The organism is Marinobacter salicampi (assembly GCF_011074795.1).
Classification (GTDB): Bacteria; Pseudomonadota; Gammaproteobacteria; order Pseudomonadales; family Oleiphilaceae; genus Marinobacter; species Marinobacter salicampi.
The window spans coordinates 187813-206236 of record NZ_JAAMPF010000036.1; the positions used below are offsets into that span (position 1 = coordinate 187813).

The following is an 18424-nucleotide window of genomic DNA, read 5'->3' on the forward strand; positions in this document are numbered from 1 at the left end:
CGCCATTACTGCCCATGCCATGTCTTGGCCATGGGAAACACTATTAAATGACGTATAGAAAAGAAGGACGGGGGGCCGAATGTCAGTAACAGGTGGAAGAGCACAGACACCGGAAATATCCGCAATGGCCTGGCTGGAAAAGGCGGCCGATTGCTGGCCTAACAAGCCCTCGGTTTCCTGGCAGGGAACGACCTATTGCTGGCGTGAGACATTTACCCGCTGCAAGGCCGTAGCAGGCGCTCTGGAACACCAGGGCGTTAGCCGTGGCGACCGTGTGGCCTACCTTGGTTATAACACCCACTGGGGGTTTGAGCTGTTTTTTGCAGTGCCCTGGCTGGCGGCCATTATCGTTCCGGTGAATTTCCGCCTGTCGGTGAGAGAAATGGTGGAGTGCATAGAAGATGCAGAGCCGAAAATCCTGGTGGTGGATGAGCATCACATCGATCAGGCCCGCGCCATCCGGCAGGCATGTCCCTGGCTGGAAGCGCTGGTCTACGCCGGCTCCGACGAAGCACCGGAAGGCATGGTTTCCTACGACAGTCTGCTGCAGCAGGAGGCAGTGCCCGAGGCGATTGCCGGGGGCAATGACGATACGCTGATCCTGTTCTACACCGGAGGTACCACTGGCCGGGCCAAGGGCGTGATGCTCTCCCATATCAATCAGTTTGCCAATGCCATGGGCGGCATATCCCTGTACCGGCTGCAGGAAGGGGAGACCCATCTGCTGGCAGGGCCGATGTTTCATACGGCCGCCGGTTCCCGCGTTTATACAGCCACGCTGATGGGCATCCATACCGTAATTCTGTCCCGCTTTGATGTGGTTTCGGTAATGGAGCTGGTGCATAGCTACCGCATCAATACCACTCAGATAGTGCCCACCATGCTGCAGATGCTTCTCGATCACCCCCGCTTTGCGGAGTTCGACCTGTCCAGTCTGCGCCTGATCACTTACGGTGGCGCCCCAATGCCCGTCGCCCTGATGGAACGGGCTTTGCGGGTCTTGCCGGGCACCAGCTTTGGCCAGTCCTATGGCATGACGGAGGCGTCTCCCGTGGTGTCGGTGCTGAATTCCGATGACCACTCCCTGGCGCCTGAGCGCAGGGCACGCCTGGTCTCTGCCGGACGCGCCGCGCCACACGTTAATGTCCGGGTAGTCGGACCGGACCGGCAGCGCCTGGGGCATGGTGAGGTCGGGGAGATCGCCGTTCGTGGTGCCAACATCATGAAGGGTTACTGGCGGGCGCCGGAGTTAACCCGGGCGGTGTTAGTGAATGGCTGGTACTACACTGGAGACAGCGGATTTCTGGATAACGACGGCTATCTGTTTCTGGTGGGCCGGATGAAGGACATGATCGTCAGCGGCGGTGAAAACATCTATCCCATCGAGATCGAGAACGTACTGTCGCGCCATCCGGATATAAAGGAATGCGCCGTCATTGGCGTACCCCATGAAAAGTGGGGTGAGGCGGTGCACGCTGTGGTGAGGGTAGCCGACGATTCCTGCGTGTCGGAACAGGGCATTATTGACTACTGCCGGGAGCGGATCGCCCACTATAAATGCCCGGCGGCTGTCACCTTTATGGATCAGCCGTTGCCGGTATCCACCGTCAACAAAATACTCAAGACAGAACTCAGGAAAATGGTAATCGGGGAGAACGCCTGATGTCGGAAACCATCCGTTTTAACTTTCCTGCGCCGGTAATTGATGACAGCGTAAACCGGCTGCGCCGGGAGGTCAGGGCCTTTCTGCACGAGGAAATCCGCAGGGGTAGCTTCCGCCCTGTCACTGACTGCTGGTGCTCGGGCATTGATCCGGACTTCAGCCGAAAACTGGGCCAGCGGGGCTGGCTGGGAGTGACCTGGCCCAAACAGTATGGCGGTCAGGAACTGAGCGCCTTGCACCGCTATGTGATCACCGAGGAATTGCTGGTGGCCGGGGCACCGGTGCACGCCCACTGGATTGCTGATCGCCAGAGTGGCCCCTTGATCCTGGCTACCGGCACTGAAGAGATGAAACGCACGCTCTTACCCCGCATCGCCGCGGGCGAATGCTTTGTGGCTCTGGGTCTGAGCGAGCCTGAATCGGGTTCGGATCTTGCCTCCGTGCGCACCCGGGCCCACAAGGTGCAGGGTGGCTGGCAGATTACCGGCACCAAGCTCTGGTCGTCCGGCGCCCAGATCTGCCAGTACATGACCGTGCTGGCCCGCACCAGCGAGCGGGATGACAAAAACCGCCATGAGGGCCTGACCCAGTTTCTGGTGCCGCTGGACTCCCCGGGGGTCAGCGTGCGGGGTATCCGGGACATGAGCGGGGTCGAACACTTCAATGAGAGCCACTTCGAAAAAGTCTTCGTGCCGGAGAATGCAGTGCTGGGTTCGGTGGGAGGCGGCTGGAAGCAGATTACCAGCGAACTGGCCCTGGAACGCTCCGGTCCGGAACGTCTGCTGAGCACCTTCGTCGTTCTGGAAAAAGCCTTCCTGCAGGCGGCCGGTTCCATGGCAGGGCATCAGGCGGCGGTGATGGGCGCAATGGTGGCCCGAATCCGGGCCTTGCGGGCCATGTCCCTGGGCGTGGCAGCGCTGCTGGAGCAAGGGCAATACCCGGAAGTGGAAGCTTCCCTGGTGAAGGACCTGGGCACCCGGTTCGAGCAGGATATTGTCGAGCGCCTGCGTGAATTCTGGCCGATTCAGCTCAAGCAGAGCTATGGTGACGAATTCCATTACCTGCTCGCCGACAGCCTGTTGCGGCAACCGTCATTTACCCTGCGCGGAGGCACCAACGAGGTGCTCAAGGGCATCATTGCCCGGGGCATGGGGCTGCGCTAACCAACCATGGGGTTTGAAATGGAACAGACAGATCAGCTCATTATGGACACCGCGCATCGGCTTTTTGCGGATCATTGTTCTGCCGGTGTGGTTAACTCCGCAGAGATGGGCACCGAACCGACGAAACTCATGCAGGCCATTCTTGAGGCGGGTCTGCCACTGGCCTGGGTGCCGGAAGAGGCCGGCGGCGTAGGCGGTTCCCTGGCGCTGGGTTTCAATCTGATTCGCCAGGCGGCGGGTTTTGCCCTGGCAGCGCCCCTGGCAGAAACCCTGGTGGCCAATCGGGTCTTGGCGGACAGTAAGCTTGCGGTCGATGAGTCCTGGGCGGTTCTGGTATCTGATGGAGGCGCCCTGCCTATGCTGACCGATGGCAAAGTCACGGGTCTGGTCGAAAATGCACCGATGCCCCCGGGCGTGGCACGCCTGGTGGCGCCAGTTTCCGATCAGGGGGCCGTACGGATTGCTGTTTTTGCCCCGGACTCCGCAGAGATAGAGCATCGCGAGAGCCTGGCGGGAGAACCGAGAGCGCGAGTTCACTGGAAAGAGGCTTTACCGCTGCAATTGTCATCAGCACTGGATGACATGAGCGAGGACGGGCTCAGGCAGTTCTGCGCCCTGGTGCGTGCCTGTCAGATCGCCGGTGCAATGGAGAAAATGAACGAATTGACAGTCACGTACGTGAAGGAGCGCCAGCAGTTCGGCCGGGCCCTGGGTAAATTCCAGGCCATTCAGCACATGGTGGCGGATATTGCCGGGGAAAGCGCACTGGCCAATGCGGCGGTAGAGCAGGCGGTGCGGGAGTTATCAGCGCACCCCCGGCCCTTCGGCGACAGTGCCGACAGCCTGCTTTCAATAGCCACGGCCAAGGTTGTAGCGTCGGAAGCAGCAGGCACGGTATCGCGACTCGCGCACCAGTGCCATGGCGCCATGGGCTTCAGTTATGAGTACCCTTTACAGCAATACAGCCGGCGGATATGGAGCTGGCGTGAAGAATACGGTTCGGAATTCTACTGGTCAGAGCGTATTGGTCTGGCCGTGGCTGAAGAGCTGCAATCCAGCGCGCCCGGGCAGACGGAAGGCCGTGTCTGGGACATTGTTTCCCGTTAGCAGAGAAGGACAACCGATGAAATCGTTTGATGATATTGGAGTGCAGTGGCACGGGTATGTGGCCGTAGTGGAGATTCGACGTCCGCCGCTCAACTTTTTCGATGTGGCTCTGATCGAGCATATAGCTGACACCTTTGAAGCGCTTGAACAGGATGACCAGTGCCGGGCCATTGTGCTGGCGGCCGAGGGCAAGGCCTTCTGTGCCGGTGCCGATTTTACCTCCAACGGCAGCGATCTGTTCAAGCCGGATTCAGCCAACAATGCCATCAGCCTCTACAAGGCGGCGGCGCGTCTGTATGCCTGTAAAAAACCGATTGTGGGTGCCATTCACGGGGCCGCCATTGGCGGTGGGTTCGGGCTGTCACTGGTGCCGGATTTCAGGGTAGTGAGTCCGGAAGCCCGTTTCGCGGCCAACTTTGTGCAGCTTGGTATTCACCCCGGTTTTGGCATCAGCCTGGTAGTACCAAGACTGATTGGCCAGCAAAAGGCCAATCTGATGCTGTTAACCGGTCGCCGGGTCAAAGGGGAGGAGGCCCTGGAATTCGGCCTGGCAGACAAACTGGTACCGGCGGAAAACGTGCGGGAAGAAGCCATCGCTTTGGCAACCGAAATCGCCCAATGCGCACCCTTCGCAGTGGAGTCCACCCGGGCCACGCTCCGGCAGGGGTTGGTGGCTGAGTTGAAGCAACGGTTGGATCATGAGTTTGCCGAGCAGGTGTGGCTGGCTAAAACCGCTGACCACAAGGAAGGCATGGCTGCCGTAGCTGAAAGACGCCCCGGCAAGTTCAACCGCTCTTGATAATCACCTGATCAGAGCAAACTGCCCGGCACGACTGCACGCAGAATCCTGTGATTGCGCATGCAGTCGCAATTTGCTAGTCGTTCATTTGCTGCCGGGCAGTTTCATACTCCTCCCGTAACTGGGCTACGGCTTTCGCAACCGGCACCAGCTCCGTAATGCCGCCCACACCCTGGCCAGCACCCCAGATATCCTTCCACGCTTTGGGTTTGCTGCCCCCGGCTGAGCCGAACTTCATCTTGCTCTTGTCGGACACCGGCAGGTTCTCAGGATCCAGGCCGACCTTTTCAATACTGCCGCGCAGGTAGTTGCCGTGAACCCCGGTGAACAGGTTGGTGTAGATGATATCGGATGCGGACGACGTCAGAATCATGTCCTTGTAGGCCTGCTCGGCATTGGCTTCCTCGGTGGCAATGAAGCGGGTGCCCATGTAGGCCAGATCGGCGCCCATGGCCCTGGCGGCGAGTACATGGTTCCCTTTGGTAATGGCGCCACCGAGGATAACCGGGCCATCAAAAAAGCTGCGTATTTCCGACAGCAGTGCAAACGGGCTCAACGTACCGGCGTGGCCGCCCGCGCCAGCGGTCACCAGTATCAAGCCGTCGACCCCCATACTCAGGGCCTTTTTGGCGTGGCGGATATTCGTCACGTCATGAAACACCAGCCCGCCATAGCTGTGGGCAGCTTCCACGATCATCGGATTGGCCTGCAGGCTGGTGATGATAATGGGCACCTTGTGCTCCACGCACACCTGCATGTCGTGTTCCAGCCGGTCGTTCGTCGAGTGCGCAATCTGGTTAACCGCGTAGGGTGCGACTACGGCCTCGGGGTTTTCCGTTTTGAAGGTAGCCAGAGCCTCTTCAATTTCGGTCAGCCACTCATCCAGCTTTTCCGCCGGGCGGGCGTTGAGGGCCGGGAAGGATCCGATAACCCCGGCTTTGCACTGTTCGATGACCATCTTCGGGTTGGAAATGATGAACATCGGAGAGCACAGCACCGGGAGTGTCAGTTGGTTCCTGAGGTTGTCTGGAAGGCTCATGGCAGTCTGCTCCTGCTCGAGGGGTGAATAAACCGGGTGTCAAAGCACCAGATAAAGAGTCACATACATAATCGCCAGAACACTGGCGCTGAACCACCCGTTCCACTGGATACCGAAGCGTAGGGGTGAGATGCCGGAAAAGCCGGAAATAAACCGTAGCGACGCGGTGAACGGCGAGGCGCCTGCAAAAACCGCCCAGGTAATCGCGATCACCGAGGCCTGGACCTGTGGCTGGATGTTGAGGTCGGGCAGCTGCTGCAGGGCTCCGAGAATCAGTGTCACGGTTATGATGGCGTTAATGCCGACGAACGCAAACGCCAGCATGACCAGAGAAATGAAAACCATCAGGGTGGCGTTGCTGATGTTGGCCTGAACCAGGAGTTCACTGGCCGCGACCGGGTCGATAAGGGGAATCAGAACCACGCCTATAAATCCTGATGAGGCGAACAACACCACTTCATTGCGCTGGTTGGTGAAGGTTTCCGGGAAAGAACGCCCCATGCGCCTGAGCAGCAGGCCTGTCTTAATCCGGGTGGGTTTGCCCTTGTACTGTACCCAGATCCAGACCAGGCCGATGACCGGGGCGCACATCAGCAGCGCTGAAAACAATGCCAGGCCTGTGATTTCTGAAATTATGAAAGCGAGGCTGGGAATCAGCGCTACCAGCGCCACCAACGGGATAAGATAAACCAGATTGCCACCAGTGACATATTGCACTTTGGGGCGCTTGTAGGCAAAGCGGTCCAATACCGCGCCCCAGGCAATGAACAGAACCGTCCAGAGCAGCCCGAGCGGCGCGTACTGCTCCCAGCTCAGTTCAGGAATGCCCGACAACACCAGTAGCATCGTGACCGACGTCGGGGCCCAGAGCGGAACCCCGCAAAACCCCCGTAGGGTGGCCGTTAACATTCGTTTGCGGCGGATGCCACCAATGCGCTGGGATTCCGGATCAGCGGCGGGTCGGATAGCACGGCGTACCATGGTGCCCAATACATTCAGTGCGCCAATGTTCAGCATCACACCGAATAGGTGTGAACCGAATGACATTAACAGGTAGCGCCGTCCCGGCGGCTGGTTCACCAGGACCTTGCCGCAGCGCTGCACCAGTGGCGAGGTTTTGGCCGACTCCCGAAGAACTGCCAGAGACGTCAGGAACAGGGTAAAAAAAGCGGCACGATCAACTGCGTCTGCCAGTACCTCCGTCGACACGGCGCTGTTCAGCCAGAGCGAAAGCCCGAGGGCAGGGGCAAGAATGGCAAAAATACGGTAGGTCAGGCTGATGCCGGCCCACTGCAGTACGGCAAACAGCACCAGCGCACCACCGGCCAGAGGGCTGAACAGGAGCCAGTCGCTGAACTCCCGGGCAACAGCACAGAAACAGGCAGTCAGCAGACAGAATGTCGACAGGGCACGGGCCACTAAAAGCCCCTACTGGTTCTTGAAGATTACCGTATCGGACAACGGCTCCCGGGTAGTGCGGGTCCGGTTAGCCGGCACCTCGGGGTCTTCATAGCCAAAGCTGATGCCCAGCAGTATCCCGGTCTGCTCATCGAGCCGGAAGGCTTCCCGGACCAGGTCCGGATAGGCGCGCATGCTGCCCATGGCGCACGTACTCACACCGTAGGCGGTCATCGCAAGCATCAGGGTCTGGGCATAGATACCCACGTCCAGGGCGATGGTGGAGCTGAATTTGCGGTCCATACCGAGAAACAGGATATAAGGGGCATCGAAGAACTCGAAATTCCGGCGTACAGCCCTAAGCCGCCCGGCCTTGTCATCCCGGGAAATGCCCATTTCATCGTACAGGGCAACGGCACATTCAACCTGGCGCTTGCGGTATTCTCCTTCAAACTTGGAAACGTAGCCGAAATCCGGAGTACCGGGAACGCCGTCTTCCTGGCGCTGCAGGAACTGATCACGCAGACGGTTTTTCAGATCGCCCGAGGCGACATAGCATGTCCAGGGTTGCGTATTGCAGTTCGACGGCGCTGTTCGGGCCAGCTCGAAAATCTCCTGGAGGACGTCGTCACTTACCGGATCGGGAAGAAAGCCTCGTACTGAGCGGCGTGTCGCTATGGCCTCGACCAGTGTCATTGTTGGCGTTGTCATGGTTTTCCCGAAGTTATCAGATGGTTGGTTGGAAGTTATCAGACATATGGTTGAGAGTGACACGGTAGCAAGTTTAAGGTCAGCGGAGAAAAGCATATTTTCTATAAAAGCCATGCCAATTGGGTATGGGCTTATCAGCTTTCATGACGCTTGTGCTTGAACTTGAACTCAGGTCCGACCCAAAGGCTCTCTTGTTCGCAGTTCTGCGTTGATCCTGTTGGCCGTATTACGCAACTCCTCCAACAAATACTCCAGCACACCCGGCTCTGCGGCCTTGCTCGGAGGCATGGTCAGATTGATTGCCGCAATCACCTTGTGGTGGCGATTGCGAATGGGCACGGAAATACCACACATACCTTCCTCGAGTTCACGGTCTACGATCGACCAGCCTTTGGCCCCGTCGGCCAGTATCACTCGTTTGAGCTCTTCCTTGTCGGTGACGGTAAACCTTGTGTAGCGGATAATCTCCTGGGTGTTCAGGAAGAGATCAAGATCCTCAGGCGGCAGGTCTGCCAGCTGTATGCGCCCCAGGGACACCACATGCGCCGGTAGGGAACTGCCCACGTTTAACGTGCTCTTGAGCAGTCTGCGAGTCGGCACCCGCATCACGTAGTAAATATCGTAACCCTGCAGTACCGCGATGGAGCAGGACTCGTGAACCTTCTGTACCAGCTCTTCCATGTGGCCCTGGGCGAAAGACCAGATCTCCATGGAGGACAGGTACGAAAAGCCCAGATCCAGGATTTTCGGGGTCAGCCAGAAATACTTGCCATCGCTGCTGGCATAGCCGAGTGCCGACAGGGTGTGAAGTAACCGGCGGGCGCTCGCTCGGGAAATGTCTGAACGTCTGGCGACATCTGAAAGAGTCAGTCGCGAAGCCCCTTCACCGAACGCCCTGATTACCTCCAGACCCCGCGCAAACGACGTGACGGTTGCGTTTTCCTCCTTCTCACCGCTGTTAGTCATTTTTTCTATACCTGACAAAGATGCTTTGACAATGGTTAAAAACTGATCTTATCTTAAGCGTGTTCTCAGAAAGAACATAATGTTCGCACAGCGAACAATAAGACATCGTAGCTCTGTGTGCAACCCAGCGATTCGGAGACTAAGACATGCCTAATAACAACAGATCCCTACTGATTCCTGCAGCTCTTGGTTGTGCACTTCTTGCCGGTCTGACTGTTTCATCCGCAGCCTCGGCCCGTGACCTTACCTTTGCAAGCTATCTTCCGCCCCAACATCCGACCAGTGAAGGTATCACCACGTTTATCGATGAAGCACGGGAGCGTTCTGATGGTGAAGTGGATTTCAAATTCTTCCCGTCTGGTGCGGCCGCTTCCGGTAAGGGGATGTTGTCCGCCGTGACCGACGGCATGATCGATGGCGGCTTTCTGGTCACTGTCTATTTCCCGACCTCGGTGCCTGCGAATACCACCATCAGCGACCTGTCATTCTGGGACCAGGATTCCCTGGTGGCCACCGCGGCTTCAGTGGACACCATCCTCAACGACTGCCCCCAGTGTCTGGCCGAATACGAGAGCCATAATGTGAGGTTTCTCGCCAGCTACGCAACTCCGCCCTACCAGGCCATGTGCAAGGACGAGTTTGCCTCCGGCTTTAAGCCTGAAGGCATGAGAATGCGGGTGGCCGGTGAAGAAATCGGCAAGTGGGTCTCCAGTATCGGGGGTGTTCCGGTCAATATCCCCAACAGTGAGTCTTATGAGGCGATGGAGCGCAGCCAGCTGGATTGTGTGATCGGTGCCACCAGCTGGCTCAAGTCCCTGTCCCTGATTGAAGTGGCCAACAGTGTGGTCGAGCTGCCCATGGGGGCCTTCCTGGGCGGTTCGTTGTTGAACGTCCGTGAGTCGGTCTGGCAGGAAATGAGTGAAAAGGAACAGCAAGCTCTGATCGAGGCCGCGCCCATTGGTCTGGCACGCACCATTTATGCCTATCAGGATGAGGAGAACGAGGTCAAGAAGCTGGCCAGTGACAAGGGCGTTAACTTCGTTGAGGTTTCCGATGAGATGAAGCAGGAGCGCGAGGAGTTCATGCAGGCCCAGCTTGAGCGGGCAGCTGAAACAGCCAGTGGTCGGGGTGTCGAGAATGCGGAGCAGATAGTTGAAAGCTTCACTAGGAACCTTGAAAAGTGGGACAAGCTACTGGCCGACAAGTCGTTGTCGGAAGCGCAATACGCCGAGTTACTGAAGACTGAAATTTATGACAAGGCGTTTTAACGTCCCGAAAATGCCGGCCCCTGTGGCCGGCATTTGTTCTATTTCAGGGTGGTGTAGGGATGAGTGAGAGCCTAAAGCAATTCAATCCCTTTCACGGGGTTCGTGTACTGGATATGAGCCAGGGCCTTGCCGGGCCTTACGCCGCGCAAATGCTGGTGATGATGGGCGCTTCGGTGCTGAAGGTGGAGCCGCCCCAGGGTGACTGGGGACGGGTAATGGGGGTGGCACGTGATGGCCACAGCTCCCTCAGCGTATCGGCGAACTGGGGCAAGCGGGCCATCTGTGTGGACGCCAGAAAACCCGAGGGCGTAGAGGTGCTCAGCCAGTTTGTACACAGTTCCGATATCGTGCTTGAGAGCTTTCGTCCAGGTGTGCTGGATAAGATAGGCCTGGGCTACGACGTTCTTGAGAGCCTGCGCCCGGGCATCATTCTGGGCTCTATCTCCGGTTTTGGTCGAACCGGCCCCCACGCCAGGAGACCGGGTTCCGACAGCATTCTGCAGGGAGCCACCGGCATGGCAGTGATGAACGAAACCGAAGACGGCACACCGAAACGGGTGGGCATGCTGGCGGTGGACATGATTGCCGGACTGTACGCGGGCTTTGCCCTGGCTGCGGCGATTCAGGAACAGCGTGTCACCGGGCGGGGACGCCACCTGGACCTGTCACTGTTGGGCTCGGCCTCGGCCTTTCAGGCGATGCCGTTGATAGAGTCGCATTTGCAGGGCGGGGTCAGGAACAAGCATGTCACTGTACCATCCGGCAACTTCGCCACCAGCGATGGAATGATTTCGGTGGTCTGTCTTCGCAATGAGATGTTCGTTGCTCTTGCGAAGGCCGTGGAGCATCCGGAATGGGCAGAGGATGCCCGCTTCGCCGATAACGAATCGCGTCAGATTCACGCCGAGGAAGTGCACCGGTTACTTGCCGGGGTATTCCTTGCTCGAACCCGGGCAGACTGGATCGAGCGCCTGAATGACGCTGGCGTTCTGTGCGGGCCCCTGAACAGTTATCAGGAGTTGCAGCAGGATCCCCAGGTCCGGTTTCTCGACCTGATGCCGATGGTGGGCCATGGCGCATTCGGTGATATCCCCATGCCCCGGTTCCCCGGTGCCGATCTTCAGGCGGCAGACCTCAGCCCCGCTCCGGGGCTGGGAGAGCATACCTGTGAATTGCTGCGGGAATGCGGTTACAGCCAGCGGGAAATCGACTCTTTCCTGGCGTCGGAAGTCTGCATCCAGGCCCGGCAAGCCGGTTAGTTGAACTGAGGAAGTCTTTGATATGCGTGCTGTGATCTGTGAAACCTTTTCGTCCTACCGGGATCTCCGGCTTACGGAGGTTGCCGCCCCTGCCATCAAGCCTGGCTGCGTGCGGATTGACGTCCACTTCGCCAGTGTCAGCTACGCCATCTCACTGATGGTCGCCGGTAAGTACCAGCGCAAGATGTCTTTGCCGTTCATTCCAGGCACTGAGGTGTCCGGATACGTTCGGGAGTGTGGTGAGGGCGTGTCGGAGTTTCAGCCGGGAGACCCGGTCGCGGCAATCGTCGACTCGGGCGCCTTTGGTGAGGAAGTCGTGGTGGACACAGCGACCGTTTACCCGGTTCCGGCAGGCTTTCCTCTGGTAAAAGCCGTCTCGATACCCCTGTCTTTTGGTACTGCCTCCACCGCTCTTGAACGGGGCGGGGTCGGGCCAGGAAAAACCGTGCTGATCACCGGCGCCGGCGGCGCACTCGGGTTGGCGGCCGTGCAGATAGCCCGGCTCGAGGGAGCAACGGTTATTGCGGCAGCCAGCTCTGGACCCAAGCTTGAAGCTGCTGTGGAGGCAGGAGCCTGCCACACCGTGGACTACTCCAGCGAGGATTTCATCAAAAGCATCAAATCGCTGACCGGGGGCAGGGGGGCAGAGCTGGTGTTCGACCCGGTGGGTGGCGACCTGTTTGAGCGACTGATCCGATGCACGGCTATTGAAGGCACCATGCTGTCCCTGGGTTTTGCCAGCGGCGACATCCCCCTCGTGCCGGTCAACCTGCTGCTGGTGAAGAACATCAGTCTGTTGGGGGTGAACTTCTCGGAGTATGTGGGTTGGGGGAAACAGGATCGTCGGCATGAGTTTGCAACCCGGACAAAGGCAATGATGGGTTGGCTGTTTGATGAGGCTGCAAAAGGCAACCTTGCGGTCAGGCAGCCGGAACTCTACGCCCTGCAGGATTTTGAGGCGGCCCTTGACTGTGTGGTTGGCCGCCGCTCGATCGGAAAGGTCGTTATAACAACAAGATGAGAGGTGTCCTGTGGGCAGGTATTTAAAGAAACTCAGCGATTGGACAGCCTTGGTGGTGGGAGGGCTGGTTGTCCTGATGATGCTGCATGTAACCGCAGAGGTACTGCTTCGGGTGGGCTTCGGCATGCACATTCCCGGCACCATGGAAGTGGTGACCTATTACTACATGGTCGCCGCGGTTTTTATGGGTATCTTCGCCTGCACCACAGAAGACGGTCATATCCGGGTTGACGTCCTTGTCCAATTTCTCAAGGGCAGGACGCGTCTGGTGGTCGATATTATCGGACTGATAGTCACCGCAGTGTACTTTGGCCTTTTTTCCTACGGCCTTTATCTGCAGGCGGTGAAGAGCTGGGCCCGGAGTGAGACTGTCGATGCCATTTTTCTTGAGCTGCCGGTCTGGCCGTCGCGGTGGATCGCGGTCTTGGGTATTGTGCTCTCGTTGCTGTCAGTGCTTTATCTGTTCAGCCTTTTGTGGAGCCGGCGCTCTGGTGCCGTCCGGGGGGCCGGACAATGAGTAATATTCAGATCGGACTGACGTGTATCGTCCTGCTGCTGGTGCTGCTTTCGTTGCGCATTCCCATTGGGGTCGCCCTGGGCATGACCGCCTTCACCGGCATTTTTGCCCTGCGGGGTATGGATGCAGCCTTTTCACTCATGGGGTCGACAACCTTCCAGTTCATCGCCCACTGGTCACTGACTGCCATACCTATGTTCATCCTTATGGGGGCAATCGCCTTCCATACCGGTCTGACCCGAACGCTGTTCGATGCCGGTAAAGCCTGGCTGAGCTTCCTGCCTGGCGGGTTGGCCATCGCAACCAACGTGTCCAGCGCGGGTTTTGCTGCAGCCAGCGGCTCCAGTGTGGCAATGGCCGGTGCAATGTCGCGGCTGGCAGTGCCAGAGATGCTCCGGGCAAAGTATGACCCCGGGCTTGCCACCGGCGTGGTGGCGGCCTCCGGTACGCTGGGCGCCTTTATTCCGCCTAGCATTCCATTTGTCCTTTATGCGGTCTTCATGGAGGCCTCAGTCGGACAGCTGCTGATGGCCGGAATCATTCCGGGGCTGTTGACCATGGTGGCCTATTCGTTACTGATTATTATCAGGGTGAAAAACAATCCCGCCCTGGCGCCGGTTACCACTGACACCTATACACGGTATGAGAAATGGATGCTGCTACTGAAGTCCTGGCCCCTGCCGGTCATTGTGGCAGGCGTGGTAGGCGGACTCTACACCGGAACCGTCACGGCGACTGAAGCGGGCGCCTTTGGTGCATTTATAGCCATACTTGCCGCGGTCATGCAAAGAACCTTCAGCTGGATGGCGCTCCAGCAGGCGGTATCAGAAACCGTAAAGAGCACCGCATCCATTTTCCTGATCGCTATTGGGGCTGTGCTGTTCAGCCGAATGCTGACTCTTAGCCAGATTCCGATGAACATTGGTATCTGGGTCGGAGACTATGCTGTGGCGCTATGGGTGTTCCTCATTATCGTTACAGTTTTTTATATAATTCTGGGCATGTTCCTGGATCCTATCGGCTTGATGCTGGTCACCTTGCCGGTGCTGGCACCGTTTGTCATCGCTTTCGATATCAATGTGATCTGGTTCGGTGTGCTGGTGGTCAAGTTCATTGAAATCGGACTCCTGACACCGCCGATAGGGCTCAATCTCTTTGTAGTGAGTGCTGGAGTGGGCGATGCAGTGCCCTTCAGCACCATTGTCAGGGGCACGGCCTGGTTTCTTGCAGCGGAATCCGTGGTGCTTGCCCTGCTGATGTTCTTTCCCCAGATCTCCCTCTTCCTTCCCTCGCTGATGTATTAGGCATTTGTAGCATCTGGCCTTGAGCGGCGTTCGCTAAAGGCCAGTATTTCTTCACTGCTACGGGGCTTATGTCACTGGCACTTCCGGCAGCACCCCTTTTGCCTTCAACTGTTGGATTTGTTGTTGAGTTAACCCTGCTTCAAGAAGGATTGCGTCGGTATGTTCAGCAAACCGAGGTGGCGGCGTATCATAGTGCGAGGGCGTGCGCGCCAGCTTGATGGGTGACCCCGTGCCCCTGTAATGGCCAATGTTGACAATCATATTGCGATGCCTGGTATGCGGATGCGCCAGCGCTTGCGAGGTATCAAGCACGGGGCCACAGGGAACGCCTATGTGCATCAACTGTTTGGCTAGCTTCTCGCCGTCCCAGTTGGCCATGGCGCTTTCCAGAACTGCACGTAAATCGTCGCGATGACCTAGTCGCGCGCCATTGCTCGCAAAGCGCTCATCCTGACTAACGGAGGGACATTCAAGCAACTCGCATAAGCGCGTAAATTGCACATTATTGCCAACTGCCAGAAAAATTGGCTGTGTTGCCGTACGATAAACCTCATAAGGCGCAATATTGGGATGCTCATTGCCCGTGCGGCGTGGCTGCGTCCCGCCATAAAACACATTAGGAAAATGGGGGTGCATCAAGGACAGCCCTGAATCGAATAGCGCCGCCTCAACAAACTGTCCCCGCCCACTGCGCGTGCGTTCATAGAGCGCTAACGTAATACCGATAACGGCGTTGAGACCGGTCACGATATCGACAATGGGCAGCCCCACCCGCAGGGGATCCCCCTCTTTTTCGCCATTGACACTCATAAGCCCGGCCATCGCCTGGATAATAGCGTCATAGCCCGGCAAACCACCCATAGGCCCGTCAGCACCAAAACCACTGATGCGACACTGGATCAGGCGGGGGAACCGTTCGCTTAAAACCTCATAGCTCAGCCCCCACTTTTCGAGCGTCCCCGGCTTGAAGTTTTCCACCAGGACATCCGCCTCTTCCAATAGCTGAAGCAGTAATGCCTTCCCATCGGGATGGCGAAGATCCACAGCCATGCCGCGCTTGCTTCGGTTCAAGCCGTGGAAATAGGACGCTGCATCGCCTTCAAAGGGAGGCCCCCATCCACGGGTTTCATCACCGCCGGGTGGTTCAATCTTAATCACATCTGCACCGTAATCGCCCAACACCTGCGTGCAGTACGGACCTCCCAGAACACGGCTGAGATCTATAATTCTGACGCCACTCAAAGCTCCACTGTGCTTATCCATGGTCGCCCTCCAGTCCCTGATTACGAGCCAGTTCTTCGGTATTGACCAGCGCCATTACCTGTTCGTGACTCATCGGGGTTTCGTCGAGCAGTTTCGCCAGCGTTTCCGGTGACTCTTTGCTGAGCGATAAAGGATCGGGAGGCAATAGTTTATGGCGCACGACCAGCCAGGCTAGTGCCTGTCGCCGCTTATCTCCCGGTATCCGGGAAGCTTCCCATGCCATCAGGATGGCCGAGGTGATGTGATACAGGCCGCTGGCGATCCGTCTGGCGTCGTGCTCGCAAGCAGAGTCCTGCGCCAGCGCTTCCGCACTTTCCACCGCCTTATCAAGCAATGCCTGCAGCAGTCTGGACTCATGAGCCTCAAGTGCTGACTCCTGCAGGCGCTGATGCAAATAGTCAGCAAGCACGGGTAACGTCTTTTCACGCCGGATCGATCGAAACACATCCAGAGCAACAATATTGCTGGTACCTTCCCATATTGAGCCAAGATGCGCATCGCGCAGTACCCGGGCGTCCGACCACTCTTCGATGTAGCCGCAACCACCGCGTACTTCCATGCCATCTCCCGTTACCTTGCGTGCATCCCGGGTGGTGCGGAACTTGATCATGGGGGTCAGGATCCGTAATAACTTGGCGGCCTTGTCGTCACCGGCATCGGCGCGCCGCAGACAGTCGGCAGTATGGAGAACCAGCGTGCGCCCCTGCTCGGCGGTGACCATCATTTTGCTGAGCTGGCGCTGCATAAGGGGCAATTCGATGAGTTGGCTACCGAAGGCATGGCGATGGCGAGCAATAAAGAGTGCTTCATTGACTGAGCGCCTCATGAGTCCCGCCGAACGCACTCCGTTCGAGAGTCGGGACATGTTGATCATGTCCGTCATCTGTTTGAAGCCCTGGCCGGGCTCTCCTACAACATAGGCTTCGGCACCTTCGAGAAGGATTTCACCACTGGCCATCGAGCGTGTACCTAGCTTGTCCTTCAAGCGCACGATGCGATAGTGGTTGAGTTCACCACTCTCTAAATGCCGTGGCAGAAGAAACAGCGTAAGGCCTCGTGTACCGCCTTCCCCTTGTTCGGGGCGCGCCAGCACCATAGCCAGCGAAGCATCAGGGTTTGAGCAGAACCATTTGTCGCCGTAAAGGCGCCAGGTGCCGTCCACCAGTCTGGCTTCAGTAGTAATCGCGCCAACATCGGAACCCGCATCCTGCTCGGTCATGAACATGGCACCCTGGTAAGCCTGGTCCATATCCTGAGAAGTCAGAGCCCCAAGGTAGCGACGAATCAGGGCCTCGTCACCGAACTTGCGAAGAGTGCGGGTCAGTGCATCCGTCATACTCAGTGGGCAGCACAGACCAAACTCTGCCTGCACGAACAGGTAGGTCAGGGCGTATTTGACCACAGGAGGCATGGGCTCCGGCCAGTCAAGCACCCCGCCGCGATGTGACATCGCCGCCAGGCCAAACTGGCCATAGGCATAAGCTTCCAGGCGTAGATAGGCGGGATGCTTCTGAACCTCCTGAAGCGCGGCACCGTTTCTGCTTCGCAAGGCAAGTTCAGGGGGGTTCTTGTCAGCGGCAAGCGCCAGCGTTTCGAGTTCCCCACCGGCCAGAGCCCCCATCTCGGCAAAGTAAGTTTCCAGATGGCGACGTAACGTTTCTGGCAAGTAGATGCCCAGGAGTTGGGAAAGACTCGGGTCATTATGGTAGCTGTTCAGGCCCCAGCCATCAGGAATGTTGCGGTAGATTTTTTTTTCACTCATGGCGGCGTACCTCTGGGCTTATTATAGGCTTTATCGTCACGTTAGGCGGGTAGGGCGCCGGTATCCAATACTGTTTTAGGATCCATTGATACAGTTTTCGGTATGGTTGAAGATTGGTAAAACGATAAGGGGTAACGTTTATGGCGCTTACACTTCGGCAGTTACGATACTTTTTGGTGCTCTCGGAGGAGTTGCACTTTGGTCGGGCATCTCAACGTCTGCATATTTCCCAACCCCCTCTGAGCGCCAGCCTCCGCCTCCTGGAGGCGGAGCTGGGCGTCAAGTTGCTGTTGCGTAATAGCAAGCGCGTGATACTCACGCCGGCAGGGGAAGCGTTTCAGCGCCAGGCGCGCCGGATACTTGAACAGTTGGAAGAGTCACAAAATCTGGTACAGCGGATTGCCTCCAGCGCAACCGGCCTGGTGCGCTTCGGCTTTACTCCGGCAATGCTCTTTCGCGGCCTGCCAGAGCTGTTCAAACTTCTGCAATCCCGCTACCCGGGTATTAAAATCCAGTTAATAGAACGCAACTCGGCAGATCAGGTTGAGGCCGTAATGCAAGAGCAGCTCGACATAGGTTTTATCCACTCTATGCCCTTACCTGAAGGTATCGACTCGGTTACTTTGACGGATGAGCCCTTTCTCTGCTGCGTACCGGCTCATCATCGCCTGGCCGCCCGGCGCAGGCTGGCCGTGAAGGAGCTTGCCAATGAGCCGGTTATCCTGTTTGGCCGCGATCTCGCTCCCCATTACTACGACAGGATTATCAGCCTTTTCCATCATGCCGGTGTCGAGCCACAGATCTGCCATGAAGTATCCCATTGGCTGACCATTCTTGCCTTGGTAGCTAATGGGATGGGCGTTGCCCTGGTGCCCCAGTCGCTGGCTAAATCCGGGTTCTCCAATGTCAGTTTTGTGACGCTGACCGACTCAACCACTCGTCACCAGTCGCACTGTATCTGGCGTCACGATACCGATTCACACAAGGAAATTCGTAACTTGTTGCTGGACTGCCTGAAAGAACAGCATCAAGAGCGAAACCGGGTTTTTGGTCAGGATGAAGCTCCGGATTAACTCGCTGCGATGCAGCCAGGGCAGGGTTTCACGGATATCGGCACAAGCTATACAAAAATAGCATTCCTTATATAAAATAGTTGTTTGTTCGATTATAGAAAACACGTTGAC

At 57.5% G+C, this 18424-nt stretch carries 16 protein-coding genes; 10 read left to right on the top strand and 6 right to left on the bottom strand.

Translation table 11 applies throughout. The features are described from left to right. The first annotated feature begins 79 nt into the window (after positions 1-79). Genes G7W63_RS18735 through G7W63_RS18750 form a run of 4 tightly spaced genes read left to right on the top strand, consistent with a single transcriptional unit; the run spans position 80 to position 4732 of the window. Entirely contained in the window at positions 80-1663 is a 1584-nt protein-coding gene (locus G7W63_RS18735) for a class I adenylate-forming enzyme family protein (RefSeq protein ID WP_166261980.1), read from the top strand. Beyond that, complete coding sequence (locus tag G7W63_RS18740; protein ID WP_166261982.1) at positions 1663-2826, top strand: acyl-CoA dehydrogenase family protein; 1164 nt, start codon at positions 1663-1665, stop codon at positions 2824-2826. The genes G7W63_RS18735 and G7W63_RS18740 overlap by 1 nt, the downstream gene beginning before the upstream one ends. Before the next feature lie 18 nt (positions 2827-2844). After that, a complete protein-coding gene (locus G7W63_RS18745; RefSeq protein WP_166261984.1) occupies positions 2845-3933 on the top strand; it encodes an acyl-CoA dehydrogenase family protein in 1089 nt (362 codons plus the stop codon). Positions 3934-3949: 16 nt separating this feature from the next. Beyond that, positions 3950-4732 carry an enoyl-CoA hydratase/isomerase family protein gene (locus G7W63_RS18750; protein ID WP_166261985.1) on the top strand — a complete coding sequence of 261 codons (783 nt, stop codon included), beginning with the start codon at positions 3950-3952 and terminating at the stop codon, positions 4730-4732. A gap of 76 nt (positions 4733-4808) precedes the next feature. Here G7W63_RS18750 and G7W63_RS18755 read toward each other — a convergent pair whose 3' ends face one another. From G7W63_RS18755 to G7W63_RS18770, 4 genes are all read right to left on the bottom strand, one after another. After that, a complete protein-coding gene (locus G7W63_RS18755; RefSeq protein ID WP_166261987.1) occupies positions 4809-5771 on the bottom strand; it encodes an NAD(P)H-dependent flavin oxidoreductase in 963 nt (320 codons plus the stop codon). 39 nt (positions 5772-5810) lie between these two features. Next, the gene (locus G7W63_RS18760) at positions 5811-7190 is read right to left on the bottom strand and encodes a hypothetical protein (protein ID WP_166261989.1); all 1380 of its coding nucleotides are present in this window, start codon (positions 7188-7190) and stop codon (positions 5811-5813) included. A 9-nt stretch (positions 7191-7199) separates the two neighbouring features. Beyond that, a complete protein-coding gene (locus G7W63_RS18765) occupies positions 7200-7880 on the bottom strand; it encodes a nitroreductase (protein WP_166261991.1) in 681 nt (226 codons plus the stop codon). A gap of 168 nt (positions 7881-8048) precedes the next feature. Then, the gene (locus G7W63_RS18770) at positions 8049-8846 is read right to left on the bottom strand and encodes an IclR family transcriptional regulator domain-containing protein (RefSeq protein ID WP_166261993.1); all 798 of its coding nucleotides are present in this window, start codon (positions 8844-8846) and stop codon (positions 8049-8051) included. 146 nt (positions 8847-8992) lie between these two features. Between G7W63_RS18770 and G7W63_RS18775 the strand changes: the two genes are divergently transcribed. From G7W63_RS18775 to G7W63_RS18795, 5 genes are read left to right on the top strand one after another with little or no spacing between them, the layout of a single operon-like run. Further along, on the top strand, positions 8993-10114 hold the full coding sequence (locus tag G7W63_RS18775; protein ID WP_166261996.1) for a C4-dicarboxylate TRAP transporter substrate-binding protein: 1122 nt from the start codon (positions 8993-8995) through the stop codon (positions 10112-10114). A 59-nt stretch (positions 10115-10173) separates the two neighbouring features. Then, on the top strand, positions 10174-11373 hold the full coding sequence (locus tag G7W63_RS18780; protein ID WP_166261998.1) for a CaiB/BaiF CoA transferase family protein: 1200 nt from the start codon (positions 10174-10176) through the stop codon (positions 11371-11373). Between the two features lie 22 nt (positions 11374-11395). Then, positions 11396-12394 (top strand): NADPH:quinone oxidoreductase family protein, encoded by a 999-nt coding sequence (locus G7W63_RS18785; RefSeq protein ID WP_166262000.1) that lies wholly within the window; start codon positions 11396-11398, stop codon positions 12392-12394. Positions 12395-12404: 10 nt separating this feature from the next. Next, a complete protein-coding gene (locus tag G7W63_RS18790; protein ID WP_166262002.1) occupies positions 12405-12911 on the top strand; it encodes a TRAP transporter small permease subunit in 507 nt (168 codons plus the stop codon). After that, positions 12908-14215 carry a TRAP transporter large permease gene (locus G7W63_RS18795; protein WP_166262004.1) on the top strand — a complete coding sequence of 436 codons (1308 nt, stop codon included), beginning with the start codon at positions 12908-12910 and terminating at the stop codon, positions 14213-14215. The genes G7W63_RS18790 and G7W63_RS18795 overlap by 4 nt, the downstream gene beginning before the upstream one ends. A 66-nt stretch (positions 14216-14281) precedes the next feature. Here the strand turns inward: G7W63_RS18795 and G7W63_RS18800 are convergent, their stop codons facing one another. Further along, entirely contained in the window at positions 14282-15478 is a 1197-nt protein-coding gene (locus G7W63_RS18800; protein WP_166262006.1) for a CaiB/BaiF CoA transferase family protein, read from the bottom strand. Then, positions 15471-17240, bottom strand: coding sequence for an acyl-CoA dehydrogenase family protein (locus G7W63_RS18805; protein ID WP_166262008.1), 1770 nt, complete (start codon positions 17238-17240; stop codon positions 15471-15473). Before G7W63_RS18805 ends, G7W63_RS18800 begins: the two co-directional genes overlap by 8 nt. 140 nt (positions 17241-17380) lie before the next feature. On the opposite strand from G7W63_RS18805, the gene G7W63_RS18810 reads away from it, so the two are divergent. After that, entirely contained in the window at positions 17381-18313 is a 933-nt protein-coding gene (locus G7W63_RS18810; RefSeq protein ID WP_166262010.1) for a LysR family transcriptional regulator, read from the top strand. Positions 18314-18424: the final 111 nt, after the last annotated feature.